Here is a 14218-nt window from a genome sequence, read left to right on the forward strand (position 1 = left end):
TCCGGCGCTACGCGCCACCTTCTCCCGGTGGGAGAAGGGAGCTGCTTGGCTTTGTGTGAGAAGAGAGCTGCTTCGTTCGACGGGAGAAGGGAGCTGCCTGGCGCTGTGTGAGAAGAGAGCTGCTTCGTTCGACGGGAGAAGAGAGCTGATTGGCTCTGTGTGAGAGGAGAGCTGCTTCGTTCGATCGGAGAAGGGAGCTGCTTCGTTCAATGTGAGAACGAAGCAGCACCTTTCGATGACAGCGGAAACTGCTTGGCTCGATCAGAAACGCCGCGCCTGCCATCGCCAGCCACCGATCACGTGACCGCGCATGCCCCTCTCCCGTCGGGAGAGGGGTTGGGGTGAGGGTACGGTGTCACCAAATCCACGCAGCGGCCAGCCGATCAGCAACCTCACCAACCATGTTCACCGAACAGCCAGTCGTTCGCCATCATGCGCATGCCGTCATCCACTCGCTACGCACGACACACCAAGAGCGACCAACAAACCGTAACGAACAGCCGTCAGGTGGGTGCAGACGGCCCGCCCATAACCGGCGTGTGCGACTAGCCTATGCCGACTCCAGGCATCGGCCGTGCCCGCCTGGTGGTCACGCCGTAGTTGTATTGGCCGCTCTAAACCAAACGCACGACGCGCAGACCATCACTGCCACTGCACGCTTGTCGAACCACTTACCCCGAAATCGCCAAGCGCTCCTGGTGATAGCGACGTACCGCCGCATACCACAACAGCCCAGCCACGCCGAAGCCGGCCAGCAGATACACCGCCCAGGTCTGCGCGTTGATGGTTTCGTGGCGGATCACCTTGAGCAACATCTGGTTCTGCGCCAAAAACGGCACCGCAAAATGCCACAGCTGCGTCTTCAGCGGATACGCCATCAATGCGTAGCCGGGCAGCATCGGCAGCAGCAGCAACCAGGTCATGTGCGCCTGCGCTTCCTTCATGCTCTTGGCCGCGGCGGCCAGATAGGTCAGTAGCGAGGTACCGACAAACAGCATCGGCACCAGGATGAAGAGCATCTGCAGCATCGGCACGAAACCCACATTGAGCTGGCGCCCCAGATTGGACGACGACAACTGCGCGCTCAACTTGAAGGCCAGCAAGGTCAGCAACAACGACACCATGCCGATCACGCAGGCGGCGGCGATCTTGCCGCTGACAATCGCACTGCGTGGTGCCGGCGTTGCCAGCAGTGGTTCCAGCGACTGCCGCTCACGCTCGCCGGCGGTGGCGTCCAGAATCAACGACGCGCCGCCCAGGAACGAGGTGATCACCAGCAGCACCGGCAACAGCATCGCCATCATCTGCCCGCGCTTGGCTTCGGCAGTGGCCAGGTCCTGTGCGGCGATTTCCAGTGGCCGGCTCACCTGCGCATCGATGCCACGCGCCAACAGACGCAATGCGCCGACCTGCTGGCTGTAGCCGCTCAATGCTGCCTGTAAGCGCAGGCTGGGCACGTCGGCCTCGCGGCGGGTGCTGTCCTTGATGATTTCCACCAGCGCCGGACGGCCTTCGCGCCAATCGTCGGCATAGCTGTCGCTGATGCGCAGCGCCACATCAACATCCTGGTTGCGAATGGCCGTCGTCAGGTCCGCTGGCGCATCCACGGCGTTGAGTCCCTGGGCGGCGAGAAACCGCACCAGATTGGGTGCGTGTTCGCGGCCGAGCGTGGGGATGTCCAGCGGCTTGTCGATCTGCGTACGCACGCGGCTTTCGCTCAAGGCGCCCATGCCCAGGATCAGGATTGGATACAGCAATGGCGACAGCAGCAACGCCAATGCCAGGGTGCGGCGGTCGCGCGAGATGTCGCGCAGTTCCTTGCGCAGCACCGTCCACCACGTGGCCAACAGGGAGCGCTTGCTCATGCGTGCAGTCCTTCTTCCGAGCCGATCGACTTGACGAAGGCGTCTTCCAGGTTGTCTTCACCGGTGGCGGCACGCAGTTCGTCGGCGCTGCCGGACGCCACCACCGTGCCCTTGGCGATGATGACGATGCGATCGCACAGCGCCGCCACCTCTTGCATGATGTGACTGGAAAAGATCACGCAGCGCCCTTCCGCACGCAGCTGCTGCAGGAAGCTACGCATCGCGCGCGTGGTCATCACATCCAGGCCATTGGTGGGCTCGTCCAGAATCACGTTGCGCGGGTCGTGCACCAGCGCGCGCGCAATCGCGGTCTTGGTGCGCTGCCCCTGGCTGAAGCCTTCGGTCTGGCGATCGAGAATGTCGTCCATGTCCAATGCGCTGGACAACACGCGCGTGCGCTCGGCGATCTGGCTGCGCGACATGCCATGCAACTCGCCGAAATAGGCGATGTTTTCGCGTGCGCTCAAGCGCTTGTACACGCCGCGCGCATCCGGCAACACGCCCAGCGCACGGCGTACCGTGACCGGGTCGTGCGCGGCGTCCACGCCATCCACGGTGACACGCCCCTGGTCCGGCGACATCAAGGTGTAGAGCATGCGCAAGGTGGTGGTCTTGCCGGCGCCATTGGGGCCGAGCAAGCCGGTGATCTGGCCGTCGGCGGCGCTGAAACTGACCCCATCGACCGCATTGACCAGCCCGGTCTTGGTCTTGAACGATTTGTGCAGATTCTCGACGACGATCATGCGTGCGCCTCCGTGGCGTGGTCGATGCGGCTCATGGTTCCCATCCGTTGAACGAGGTGAACGCAGGCACGTTGTTGAGGCTGGCCACGCAGCTGGCATCCAGCGCCTTGGCGTCGGTGGTCTGCAGAAACTGGCTCAGCACCTTGGGCATGCAGCCGAGCCGGAACACGCCATGCCCCTGCCCCGGCGCGATGATGTGGCGGCCGTTGGGCAGACCCTGCAACACGCGCTGCGCGTAGCGCGGCGGTGTCACCGGATCGAGCTCGCCGGACAGCAGCAGCACCGGCAGCGTCGATGTGAACGGCTTGGCTGCATCGGCCGGTGCCGGTTTGGCGGGCCAGACCTTGCACGGGGCGAAGAACATCTCGGCCACCTCATTGCCCAGCAGCGTGGCGTCCTTGTCCGTGGGTGCGCGGTAACGCCCGGCATCCTCGCTGCACAACACCGACCATTGCATGGCGCGATTCATCTGATCGGACATGTCCGACGCGCTCATCTGCGCCAACGCCATCAACGATGCATAGCGGCCTGCGGCGGCTTCGTCCAGCACCAGCGGCAGCAGGGAGGCGGTTTCCGGTGCATACGAAAATCCAAACGCCAGTCCCACCACCGTATCGGCGGTCACCTGTTCGTGGCGCAGCGCGCCGGTGCGCGGGTCGCGGTAGTCCACTGCCACCGGCGCCTGGCGCAAACGCTCGACCACCTGCCGCAGCTGGGTGCGGGTATCGACCGTGAAGCGTTTGGCGCATGCCGGCGTGGACGCGCATTGCTTGGCCTGCAGCGCAATCGCATCTTCGAAGGTGCGCGCAAATTCGCCGCCGATCACCAGATCGTTGGGCGCCACGCCATCGAGCACCACGCTGCGGGTGTGCTGCGGGTAATGCATCGCGTACTGCTGCGCCACACGGGTGCCGTAGGAGCCGCCGATCAGATTGAGCTGCTGCACGCCCAAGGCCGCGCGTACCGCATCCAGATCGGCGATGGCCTCGGTCGTCGTGAAGTAGCGCGGATCGGCGTCGTTGCGCAAACCGTCCGCGCACCGCCGCGCATAGTCGGTGAGCTGTGTCACGTTGGCGGCGGCGCCACCTGGCATCTCCAATGGCTTGCCGGCGCCATCGCGGCATTGCAGCGGATGCGATCCACCGGTGCCGCGCTGATCGACCAGAAAAAGATCGCGCTGTTTGCGCACCTCGCGCAAGCCCATGTCCACGATCGCGGCCACCTGCGTGGCCGACTGGCCTGGGCCGCCGGCAATGAAGAACACCGGGTCCGGCGTGCTGCCCGCGCCGGCGTTGCTTTCCAACCAGGCGATCTTCAAGTCGAGCATGCGCCCATGTGGCGCCGCCGGGTTCTCCGGCACTTTCAGCTGTGCGCACTGCGCTTCGATATTGCCCGCCGCGCTGCCGGAACTCAGCGTGCATGGTGCGAATTGCAGGCTGCCATAGCGATTGCCGGTCGCAGTGTCTTGATGCGTGTTTGTAGCACGCGGCTGCGTTTTGCCCGGCCCGTATGCGCCGGCGTTGCCTGCAGCAGGCATCTCTGCGCGTTGGCATCCTGCGGCCAGCAGCGCGGCCAGCACGGCGGCGGCCACATTCAGTTGCTTCAGCATGTCCATCCTCTCCTAGTGCCCATTCCCTGACGTTGCCGACGGTCGGTTGTGACCACCGCAACTACTGATCATCGTCATACAGAAACACGTGCTCGATCGGTTCGCCGAACAAGCGTGCGATGCGAAACGCCAATGGCAGGCTGGGATCGTACTTGCCGGTCTCCAGCGCATTGATGGTTTGCCGCGACACGCCCAGCTGCTCGGCCAACTCGCCTTGCGACCAGCCGCTGGCTTCGCGCAATGCACGTACCCGACTCTTCATTGATAGCGGCGTGCATTGATGGCCTTGGTGAAGCCATAAGTGATGCACAGCACCGGAAACACCCAGATCATCGCCGCCGCTGCCGGCACCGCGATCAGCTGCGCCGATTGCAGGAAGCCGGCGGTCATGTACGCCAGGCTCACCAGACCTGCCGCAATGGCGATCGATTCCAGCTCGATGCGGCGTTGCATTTCATCCGAATCATGCACAAAACGCGCCACCGCACGGACCACGAACATCAGCAGCAAGGCAGGCAGCAGCGCAATCAGCACACGCATCCAGTTGGCATCCACACTGGCCAGCAGATGCCGCCAGCACAGCATGACCACGACGTAGGCCAGCATCGGCGGCGCGAGCTCCGTGTGATATCGGCGGACCAACGCAGGCGGCGCGCTGTCGCGAAAGCTGCCGCACGAGACGTGCAGCATCAGCGCCACCAGCAAGCCGCCCAGGCCGACGCCGATCAGCAGCCCCTGGGCGTAATCGCTCACCTGCCATGGCAGCCAGCGCCGCAAGGCACCCAGCAGAATCAGGACAACGCTGCAGACCTGCAGTACACGCAGCGCCACTGTCTTGGCGCTCATCGTGCGCCCAGCGATGTCGTGGACGCCTGCGCGTGGATCGCTGTGCACTGCATGGCAGTACAAGCAGATTCCTTGAGCATCACAGCACTGCAAGGCAATGCGTGCACCGGCGACATGTTTGCGCTGCTGTTCACCCCACACCCCTGTGTCAAGTTCCCTTGACACAGAGAGTGCGCGCAGATTTGGGGCGTGTCAAGCATCCTTTACACCGATGTGGAGCGGATGCGTGCGTTGATCGTCATCGCCGCTGAAACTGCACTGCACCGCTAATACCCGCCGACAAAATAGAGCGAGTGGCTGCCAAGCGGATGTGGACGGCGCACATAAACACCGAGTGCAGGAGTGGTGCATACCGATTCCGATCACCGGCCGCATCGGCATGATGGTCGCGCAGCCGTTTGGTCAGTCGCGCCAAGTTGCCACCATGGCGGCGCCTGCACGCTTCGTGTCGCTGATGCGGCGGCTAACGAACGCGACTGCGGTGCGCCATCGCAGGTGGAAATACCACAGCTGCTCGCGCAAGCCAGCACACGCATTCCGTTACCCTTGACCACCCGGCAACGGCCACCACCAGAACGATTACGCGCCTTCACCGCGCATGTGCGTTCCGCATTGGTTGCCGCTCAACACCATCAGGAGAGACGATGCGGTTTCCCATCTTGCTTGCGATGACGCTGGCCTGCAGCACGGCATTACCGGCGCCGGCGCACGCCGCCGCACCGCGCGACATTGCAGTGGATCTCTCCACCGCCGGCAAGCCGGTGGATCGCTTCGCCACGCTGTCGGTGGGCTCGGATTTTCCGGGCACGCTGATCCGCGCCGAGACGCAGGCGCATCTGGTGCCTGCCGTGCAGGAACTGGGATTTCGCTACATCCGCTTCCACGATGTCTTCCACGATGCGCTTGGCACCGTCAAAGAAGTGGACGGCAAGCTGGTGTACGACTGGACCAAGCTGGACCAGCTGTACGACGCATTGCTGGCCAAGCGCATTCGCCCGTTTGTCGAGCTGGGCTTTACCCCAAGCGCGATGAAAACCTCCGAGCAGACATTGTTCTACTGGAAGGGCAACACCTCGCATCCGGATCCGGCCAAGTGGACCCAGTTGATCGATGCGTATGTGCGGCACATCCGCGACCGCTACGGTGCCGATGAAATACGGCAATGGTATTTCGAGGTGTGGAACGAGCCGAATTTGAAGGACTTCTGGGAAAACGCCGACCAGCAGGCCTACTTCGATCTGTATGCCAACACCGCGCGCACCATCAAGGCAATCGACCCGCAGCTGCGCGTCGGCGGCCCGTCCACTGCCGGCGCGGACTGGGTGCCGGAGCTGCTGGCCTTCGTTGCCAAGAACAAGCTACCCATCGATTTCGTCACCGCGCATACCTATGGCGTGGACGGCGGTTTTCTCGATGAAGACGGCAAACGGGACGTCAAGCTGTCCGCATCGCCGGATGCCATCGTGGGCGATGTGCGTCGCGTGCATGCGCAGATCAAGGCATCGCCGTTTCCGCAGTTGCCGCTGTATTTCACCGAGTGGAGCAGTAGCTACACGCCGCGCGATTATGTCCACGACAGCTATATCAGCGCGCCCTACATCCTGACCAAACTCAAGCAGGTGCAAGGGCTGGTGCAGGGCATGAGCTACTGGACCTATACCGATCTGTTCGAAGAACCCGGCCCGCCGCCGACGCCGTTCCATGGCGGGTTCGGGCTGATGAATCGCGAAGGCATTCGCAAGCCGGCGTGGTTTGCCTACAAATATTTGAACGCGCTGCAGGGCCGCGAAATTCCGCTACCCGATGCGCATGCGCTGGCAGCGGTGGATGGCAAGTACATTGCCGCGCTGGTGTGGGATTGGCAGCAGCCGGTGCAGGCGGTGAGCAATACGCCGTTCTATACCAAACTGGTGGCCGCCACCGAGAGCGCACCGCTGCAGTTGCGCATGACCAACGTGCCCGTAGGCAACTACACCTTGCAGGTGCGCAAGACCGGCTACCGCCGTAACGACCCGCTGTCGCTGTACATCGACATGGGCCTGCCCAAGGCCTTGGACCAGACCCAGTTGACCCAACTGCAGCAGGCCACGCGCGACACGCCCGAGCAGGACACACGCATCCGTGTCGGCGCCGATGGCCTGGTGGAGGTCAATGTGCCGATGCGTAGCAACGATGTGGTGCTGGTGACCTTGCAGCCGCGCTGAGCGATGCACCGCCGATGTTGCCAGTCACGTCATCGCCGTGGCTGGCAGCGCGCAGGGATGGACGCTGCGATTGGCGCCGCTGCGCAGGTAATCCGCGCACGGTATCAAGCCAGCAGAGGCGTCACTTCAGATAGGTCTTGAGGATGGCGGCGACATCGTCGACCGCCAGCTCCCGGTCGCCCAGCGCATCCGGCGCGGCCACGTGATGCTTGAGATGTTCGCTGAGCAACTCGACCATCAACCCCTGCGCCGCACCACGGAACGCGGCGACCTGGGTCAACAGCGCGGTGCAGTCCACGTCCTGCGCCAAGGCTTTCTCGAGCCCCTCCACCTGCCCGCGGATCCTGCGCACGCGCGCCAGGAGCTTGGATTTATCGTGGTTCAGATGTGACATTGCGCTATACCCCATGGGGGTATCTCAGATACCCTATGGGGGTATCGTAGCCAGGGCTCACACCGATGTCGATCACGCCCTCCGCGCCCCACTGCGCGCAGTCGCACCGCTTTGCCAGCACCAACCCGCTGGCCGAGCGCAACACCCGCAAGGCCGTGATCCTGACCGTCGTGATGATGGTGGTGGAGATCGTCGGCGGCTGGACACTCAATTCCATGGCCCTGCTCGCCGATGGCTGGCATATGAGTTCGCATGCGCTTGCATTGGGGCTGGCGTTGTTCGCCTACCGCTTTGCGCGGCGGCATGCCACCGACCCGCGCTTCACCTTCGGCACCTGGAAGGTCGAGGTGCTGGGCGGCTACAGCAGCGCGCTGCTGTTGCTGGGCGTAGCCGGCCTGATGGCCTTCCAGTCGGTGGAACGGCTGTTCTCGCCCCAGCCCGTCCAGTATCAGGAAGCCACGGTCATCGCGGTGATCGGCCTGCTGGTGAATCTGATCTGTGCGTGGTGGTTACGCGACTCGCATGCGCACGGGCACGATCACAGCCATGGGCATGAGCACGCGCATCATGCTCACGGTCACGGTCACGCGCATGGTGAGCATGATCACCACCACGACGGTCACGCCGATCTGAATCTACGTGCCGCGTATCTGCACGTGGTCGCCGATGCCGCCACCTCGGTGCTGGCGATCGTGGCCTTGGTCGCCGGCATGCATTGGGGGGTGACGTGGCTGGACCCGCTCATGGGCATCGTCGGCGCGGTGCTGGTCACCGTGTGGGCGTGGGGACTGCTACGCAGTACCGGCCGCGTGCTGCTGGATGCGGAAATGGACGCGCCGGTGGTGGCGGAAGTAAGGCAGGTCATCGCCGAGCTTCCGCATGCGATCGACATCGCCGACCTGCATGTGTGGCGCGTCGGCAGCGATCGCTATGCCTGCGTGCTCAGCCTGGTGACTGACGCAGACATCGATGCGGACCTGGTCCGCGCTGCATTGCAGATTCACGAAGAACTGGTGCACATCACGGTCGAGCTGCAACGCCCGCCACTGCACACAGCGCGGGCATAGCCTCGCGCATGTGCAACCGCAGGCACGCTGCATGACGGTGCAGCACGCCTGCGGTTGCCGGCGCCATCGCGGCGGCGCCGGCGGTCCTCAGGTCTTTGCCGGTGGCGGACTGACGTATTTTTCGCGACGAATCTGCGCGTTCGGCAGACCGGCGGCCTTCAGTGCCTCGACGCAGGTGTCCACCATGTCCGGGTTGCCGCAGAGATAGGCGATATCGGTCTGGGCATCGGGCGCGAATTCGGGCAGATGCTGCTGCACATAGCCGTGCCGCACATCGGCATGCGGCGAGTCAGGCAGCTCGCGCGACAAACACGGCACGTAGCGGAACTGCGGGTGCGCGTCGGCAAACGCGCGGAAATCCTCGCCGTACAGCAGCTCGGCCGGGGTGCGCGCGCCCTGCAGCAGGACAACCTGCACGCCACGGCTGGCGATCGCCTCGGCCAGCAACGGCAGCATCGACCGGTACGGGGTGACCCCGGTGCCGGTGGCGATCAGCACATAGCGCTGGTTGGCATCGCCCGGCGGCAGGCAGAAACGGCCATACGGGCCGCTGGCCTGCAACTGGTCGCCGATCTGCAGGCCTTCGAACAGCGCGGTGGCCGAGCCGCCGGGCACGAAGCTCACCGCGATATCCACCGCCTCGCCCGGTCCCAGCGCGTGGTCGTGAATGGTCGCCAGCGAATAGCTGCGCTTGGTCGGCGTGCCATCGGCGCCGCTGAAATGGATCTGGATGAACTGCCCGGGCTGGAAATCCAGCGGCTGCCCGTCGTCACGCACGAACTGGCAGTGGGCCACGGTGGGCGCAATCATGCGCCGGTCGACAAGCTTGAGGGGAAATTGAACAGGCACGAACGTATTTAGGACAGTCTGTGATCGGGGCTTGCCCCCGCGGGCTTCTATAATAACGGCCTGCAACTCGCTGCGCCGTCACGCTGACGCGAAGGAACACCTTGAATTCCCCATCTCCGATCACCGCACCCGCCCTGCGCGTGTGCGATCTGCGCAAGACCTACGACAACGGCACCCAGGCGCTCAAGGGCGTGTCGCTAGATGTGGCGCCAGGCGATTTCTTCGCCCTGCTCGGCCCCAACGGCGCCGGCAAATCGACCCTGATCGGCATCATCAGCTCGCTGGTGAACCTGTCCGGCGGGCAGGTGGAAGTGTTCGGCACCGATCTGGTCGCCCATCGCAGCGAGGCGATGCGGCTGATCGGCCTGGTGCCGCAGGAGGTCAACTTCAATCTGTTCGAAAAGCCCTTCGACATCCTGGTCAACTACGCCGGTTTCTACGGCATGCCGCGTGCGGAAGCCGAGCGTCTGGCCGAAGTGGAGCTGCGCCGCGCACACCTGTGGGAAAAGGCTCAGGTGATGAGCCGCACGCTGTCCGGCGGCATGAAACGGCGGTTGATGATCGCCCGCGCGATGATGACCCAGCCGCGGCTGCTGATTCTGGACGAGCCCACCGCCGGCGTGGACATCGAGATCCGCCGCGATATGTGGCGCGTGCTGAAAGAGATCAACGCCGCCGGCACCACCATCATCCTGACCACGCATTACCTGGAAGAAGCCGAGCACCTGTGCCGCAACCTGGCCATCATCAACCACGGCCAGATCGTCACCCAGGGGCCGATGCGCGAGCTGCTGGCCAAGCTCGACGTGGAAGGCTTCCTGTTCGACATCGACGGTGACCTGCCCACGCAGCTGCCGGCGATCGAAGGCACCACGCTCACCGCCATCGACAGCCACACGTTGGATCTGGACATGCCGCGCGCGATGGACCTCAACCGCGTGTTCGCCGCGCTAGGCGATGCCGGCATCCGGGTGCGCTCGATGCGCACCAAGAGCAACCGGCTGGAAGAATTGTTCGTTCGTCTGACCGGACCCGGCGAGACCCTCGCCGACCCGGCTCCTGCTACAGCGGCGCCCATGCGCCCGGCAGGTCACCCATGAGTTCCCCGGAGCCTTCGATGTCCGCTGTTCCCGCAACACCCCGCCAACGCAACTGGATTGCGCTGGGCACCATCGTGCGCCGCGAAGTGCAGCGCATCCTGCGCATCTGGGGCCAGACCCTGGTGCCGCCGGCCATCACCATGACGCTGTACTTCCTGATCTTCGGCGGGCTGATCGGCTCGCGCGTGGGCGACATGGGCGGCTATACCTACATGCAGTTCATCGTGCCGGGCCTGGTGATGATGAGCGTGATCCAGAACAGCTACGGCAACATTTCGTCGAGCTTTTTCGGTGCCAAGTTCGGCCGCCACGTGGAAGAACTGCTGGTCAGCCCGATGCCCAACTGGGTGATCCTGTGGGGCTACGTGTCCGGCGCGGTACTGCGCGGGGTAATGGTCGGTGCGCTGGTGCTGATCATCGCCATGTTCTTCACTCCGGTGCGCATCCCGCATCCCTTCGTGACGCTGACTACCGTGCTGCTGGGCGCGATCATCTTTTCGCTGGCCGGCTTCGTCAACGCGGTGTACGCCAAGAAGTTCGATGACGTGGCGATCGTGCCCACCTTCATCCTGACCCCGCTGACTTACCTGGGCGGTGTGTTCTATTCGGTCAAATTGCTGCCCGGCTGGGCCGAGGCGGCCACGCATGCCAACCCGATCTTCTACATGGTCAACGCCTTCCGCTACGGCCTGCTCGGCAGCTCCGACGTGCCGATCTGGGTGGCCTACGCGCTGATGCTGGGCTTTGTCGCCGTGCTCAGCGCGCTGGCGCTGTGGCTGCTGCGGCGTGGGGTGGGGTTGCGGAGCTGATATGGATCGCAAGCATGTGACGCAGAGCGTGGAGGGCTATTCGCATGCGCTTCTTGCGCATGCAGCACGCTCTTTCCTCGAAAAAAACGAAGATGCCACCGAGGAGCAAACTAATCAGTTCGCTCTAGGGGCCATGATGATGTGCTGCTTTGCTTTGGAGGCCTACTTCAACCAACTCGCGCATGCACTACACGAACGTCGAATGATTCTGCAGCTCGAGGACATCAAGGATTTTGAGCGCAAAGCACCTGATCAAAAATTCCTGGAATTGACTAATGCCTTAGATCTTACGCTGGAAAGTATCTCGCTTACGACGGTGAGTCAATTCTTCAATTTCCGCAACAAGGTCGCTCATGCAAAGCCTTATGCGCGCGAAGACGAGGACACCACATGGAAAGGAACTCGGCCGCGCAATCCCAGTACAGATCCGCCTTGGGCGAAGCAGGCGAGGCCGATGGAAGCACGTCGATTCGTAGAAAATATGGAAAAATTCATAAGCCACATGAATCAAGCTAGCCTGCAAAAGCTAGGTCAAAATTTCCCGCTAGATATCCTTGGCAGAGCTAGTCAGATCTACTGACCCAAACAAAAGGCCCCGACGATTCCGCCAAAGCCTGATGCCGACCGAGAATCCCCGATCCGGCTGAAATAATAGCTGACGTCTACGCGTTCGAATTAAGTTGAAAGGAATTTTTCATGCGTATCTTGATCCTGGGCGCCGGCGGTACCGGCGGCTATTTCGGCGGACGTCTGGCGCAGGCCGGCGTGGACGTCACCTTCCTTGTGCGCGATGCGCGCGCGGCGCAGTTGCAGGCCGAGGGCTTGCGCATCCGCAGCCCGCTGGGCGATGCGGATCTGCAAGTGGCGCATGTCACTGCCGCTGCCTTGCCGGCGCTGGTGGCGCAGCAGCCGTTCGATCTGGTGATGCTCAGCTGCAAGGCCTACGACCTGGATAGCGCGCTCGATGCGATTGCACCGGCCGTGGGCGAACACACCACGGTGCTGCCGATTCTTAACGGCCTGCGCCATTACGCGGCGCTGGACGAGCGCTTCGGCGCGGCGCGGGTGCTGGGCGGGCTGTGCTTCATCAGCGCGACCAAGGGCGAACAGGGCGAGATTCTGCATCTGGGCAAACCGGCGGCGATCACCTTTGGCGAGCGCGATGGCAGCGCAGACTCGGCGCGCGTGCAGGCGTTTGCCGCAACGTGCACGCAGGCGGGTATCGATCATGTGGCCAGCACCCAGATCGCGCAGGAGCAGTGGAATAAATACAGCTTCCTCACCGCACTGGCAGCGGCCACCTGCCTGATGCGCGCACCGGTCGGCGCGATCGTCGCCACCGACGATGGGCGTGCGTTGATCAACGGCGTGTACAACGAATGCCTATGGGCCGCCGATGCGGCCGGCCAGACGATTCCCGAGCCGGCGCGTGCGAAAGCTTTGCAGACCTTGTTGCAGGTGGATTCGCCGTTGAAGGCGTCGATGCTGCGCGATCTGGAAGCCGGCCAGGATGTGGAAGCGGCGCAGATCGTTGGCGACATGCTCAAGCGCGTGCGCGAGACCGGTCGCAATGCACCGCTGCTGATGGCGGCGAATGTGCATCTGCAGGCGTATCAGGTGTTGCGGCATAGCTGAGGGTGTTGGAGTGCGTGCGAGCGGTTGGGCTACGTGTAAACCGCCCCCCCCATCCGCCCTTCGGGCACCTTCCCCCGCAGGCGGGGGAAGGGAGCAGTGAGCAAGGAGCAAGGAGCGGGGATGACGGTAGCTACACGGCACTGGGCCGATGGCCTCCGTCTCCACTACACCTCGTTGCTCTGGTACGTCCCTTCTCCCGCTTGCGGGAGCTACAGCTCGTTGCTCTGACACGTCCCTTCTCCCGCACGCGGGAGCTACACCTCGTTGCTCTGGCACATCCCTTCTCCCGCACGCGGGAGCTACACCTCGTTGCTCTGGCACATCCCTTCTCCCGCTCGCGGGAGCTACACCTCGCTGCTCTAGCACGTCCCTTCTCCCGCTTGCGGGAGAAGGTGGCGCAAAGCGCCGGATGAGGGACCGCCGGGTTCGCGTAGCCTTCGCGCTGCAACGACGCGTTGCGCACGATGCTCTGCGTCCCATCGCCCGCGTCGCCTCCCATGAAGCTGCTCAGCCACCTGTTCCGTGCCGGTCACTTCGTGATCCTGGCGTTTTTCGTGCTGTGCGCGGCGGGGCTGGTGGGGATGGCCGGCTTGGAGTTGTGGCATGGCTTCACCCCGGGCGGCGACATGGTGGTGCGCGACCGCTTCAACGTGGTGCTGGAGGCGATCGGCCTGCTTACCGTGGCGCTGGTGACGCTGGAACTGGGCCAGACCATCTTCGAAGAAGAGATCCTGCGCGACGTCAAAGTCAGTGGCCCCACCCGCGTGCGCCGCTATCTGTCGCGGTTCTTCGTGGTGATCGTGATTGCGTTGGCGATCGAAACGCTGGTATCGATCTTCGAGCTGATGCACGAGGACCCAGCCAAGCTGCCGTATGCCGCAGCGGTTGGCCTGTGCGCGGCGCTGTTGCTGATCGCCTGGGGCGTGTTCGTCAAACTCAATCGCAGCGCCGAAGAACTGGAACCCGAAGCGATGGAAGAAACCAAGCGCGAGGACCGCGAGGTCCAGGAATAACAGCGGCGATCTGGCAACTGCGCAATCATCGAGCGGGGGTGGCTGCGGCGAGTGCCAGGTGCGCGCTGCGCTGCGGTGCGTGCG

At 63.6% G+C, this 14218-nt stretch carries 14 protein-coding genes and 1 other RNA gene; 7 read left to right on the forward strand and 8 right to left on the reverse strand.

What is annotated here, in order from left to right:
* Positions 1 to 477: 477 nt before the first annotated feature.
* From ACZZ0O_RS03990 to ACZZ0O_RS04015, 6 genes are all read right to left on the reverse strand, one after another.
* A non-coding RNA gene (locus tag ACZZ0O_RS03990) (sX9 sRNA) lies at positions 478 to 554 on the reverse strand.
* A 117-nt stretch (positions 555 to 671) separates the two neighbouring features.
* Positions 672 to 1865 (reverse strand): ABC transporter permease, encoded by a 1194-nt coding sequence (locus tag ACZZ0O_RS03995; protein ID WP_311239328.1) that lies wholly within the window; start codon positions 1863 to 1865, stop codon positions 672 to 674.
* Positions 1862 to 2608, reverse strand: coding sequence for an ABC transporter ATP-binding protein (locus tag ACZZ0O_RS04000; RefSeq protein ID WP_463592279.1), 747 nt, complete (start codon positions 2606 to 2608; stop codon positions 1862 to 1864). Before ACZZ0O_RS04000 ends, ACZZ0O_RS03995 begins: the two co-directional genes overlap by 4 nt.
* Positions 2609 to 2639: 31 nt before the next feature.
* Positions 2640 to 4223, reverse strand: a complete 1584-nt coding sequence (locus tag ACZZ0O_RS04005) for an alpha/beta hydrolase (RefSeq protein WP_463592280.1) — start codon at positions 4221 to 4223, stop codon at positions 2640 to 2642.
* 55 nt (positions 4224 to 4278) lie between these two features.
* Positions 4279 to 4479, reverse strand: coding sequence for a helix-turn-helix transcriptional regulator (locus ACZZ0O_RS04010; RefSeq protein WP_055847119.1), 201 nt, complete (start codon positions 4477 to 4479; stop codon positions 4279 to 4281).
* Positions 4476 to 5063, reverse strand: a complete 588-nt coding sequence (locus ACZZ0O_RS04015) for a hypothetical protein (protein WP_115554863.1) — start codon at positions 5061 to 5063, stop codon at positions 4476 to 4478. Before ACZZ0O_RS04015 ends, ACZZ0O_RS04010 begins: the two co-directional genes overlap by 4 nt.
* Positions 5064 to 5707: 644 nt before the next feature.
* Here ACZZ0O_RS04015 and ACZZ0O_RS04020 point away from each other — a divergent pair.
* Positions 5708 to 7267, forward strand: a complete 1560-nt coding sequence (locus ACZZ0O_RS04020) for a GH39 family glycosyl hydrolase (protein ID WP_463592281.1) — start codon at positions 5708 to 5710, stop codon at positions 7265 to 7267.
* Between the two features lie 121 nt (positions 7268 to 7388).
* Here the strand turns inward: ACZZ0O_RS04020 and ACZZ0O_RS04025 are convergent, their stop codons facing one another.
* Positions 7389 to 7661, reverse strand: a complete 273-nt coding sequence (locus ACZZ0O_RS04025) for a metal/formaldehyde-sensitive transcriptional repressor (RefSeq protein WP_055847097.1) — start codon at positions 7659 to 7661, stop codon at positions 7389 to 7391.
* 65 nt (positions 7662 to 7726) lie between these two features.
* Here ACZZ0O_RS04025 and dmeF point away from each other — a divergent pair, with 65 nt between their 5' ends.
* A complete protein-coding gene (gene dmeF, locus ACZZ0O_RS04030; protein WP_463592282.1) occupies positions 7727 to 8728 on the forward strand; it encodes a CDF family Co(II)/Ni(II) efflux transporter DmeF in 1002 nt (333 codons plus the stop codon).
* 87 nt (positions 8729 to 8815) lie between these two features.
* Here dmeF and ACZZ0O_RS04035 read toward each other — a convergent pair whose 3' ends face one another.
* A complete protein-coding gene (locus ACZZ0O_RS04035; protein ID WP_323523510.1) occupies positions 8816 to 9643 on the reverse strand; it encodes a ferredoxin--NADP reductase in 828 nt (275 codons plus the stop codon).
* Positions 9644 to 9678: 35 nt separating this feature from the next.
* Here ACZZ0O_RS04035 and ACZZ0O_RS04040 point away from each other — a divergent pair, with 35 nt between their 5' ends.
* The 5 genes from ACZZ0O_RS04040 to ACZZ0O_RS04060 all read left to right on the forward strand — a co-directional run bounded on the left by ACZZ0O_RS04040 (position 9679) and on the right by ACZZ0O_RS04060 (position 14134).
* Positions 9679 to 10677 carry an ABC transporter ATP-binding protein gene (locus ACZZ0O_RS04040; protein WP_463592283.1) on the forward strand — a complete coding sequence of 333 codons (999 nt, stop codon included), beginning with the start codon at positions 9679 to 9681 and terminating at the stop codon, positions 10675 to 10677.
* Positions 10674 to 11486 carry an ABC transporter permease gene (locus tag ACZZ0O_RS04045; protein ID WP_193552480.1) on the forward strand — a complete coding sequence of 271 codons (813 nt, stop codon included), beginning with the start codon at positions 10674 to 10676 and terminating at the stop codon, positions 11484 to 11486. Before ACZZ0O_RS04040 ends, ACZZ0O_RS04045 begins: the two co-directional genes overlap by 4 nt.
* 1 nt (position 11487) lies before the next feature.
* Positions 11488 to 12066, forward strand: coding sequence for a hypothetical protein (locus ACZZ0O_RS04050; RefSeq protein ID WP_463592284.1), 579 nt, complete (start codon positions 11488 to 11490; stop codon positions 12064 to 12066).
* A 116-nt stretch (positions 12067 to 12182) separates the two neighbouring features.
* Positions 12183 to 13121: a 2-dehydropantoate 2-reductase gene (panE, locus tag ACZZ0O_RS04055; protein WP_463592285.1), complete on the forward strand. Its 939-nt coding sequence runs from the start codon at positions 12183 to 12185 to the stop codon at positions 13119 to 13121.
* A gap of 497 nt (positions 13122 to 13618) precedes the next feature.
* Positions 13619 to 14134 carry a hypothetical protein gene (locus ACZZ0O_RS04060; protein ID WP_055847079.1) on the forward strand — a complete coding sequence of 172 codons (516 nt, stop codon included), beginning with the start codon at positions 13619 to 13621 and terminating at the stop codon, positions 14132 to 14134.
* Positions 14135 to 14218 lie beyond the last annotated feature (84 nt).

It is taken from the genome of Xanthomonas sp. AC360, assembly GCF_979258225.1.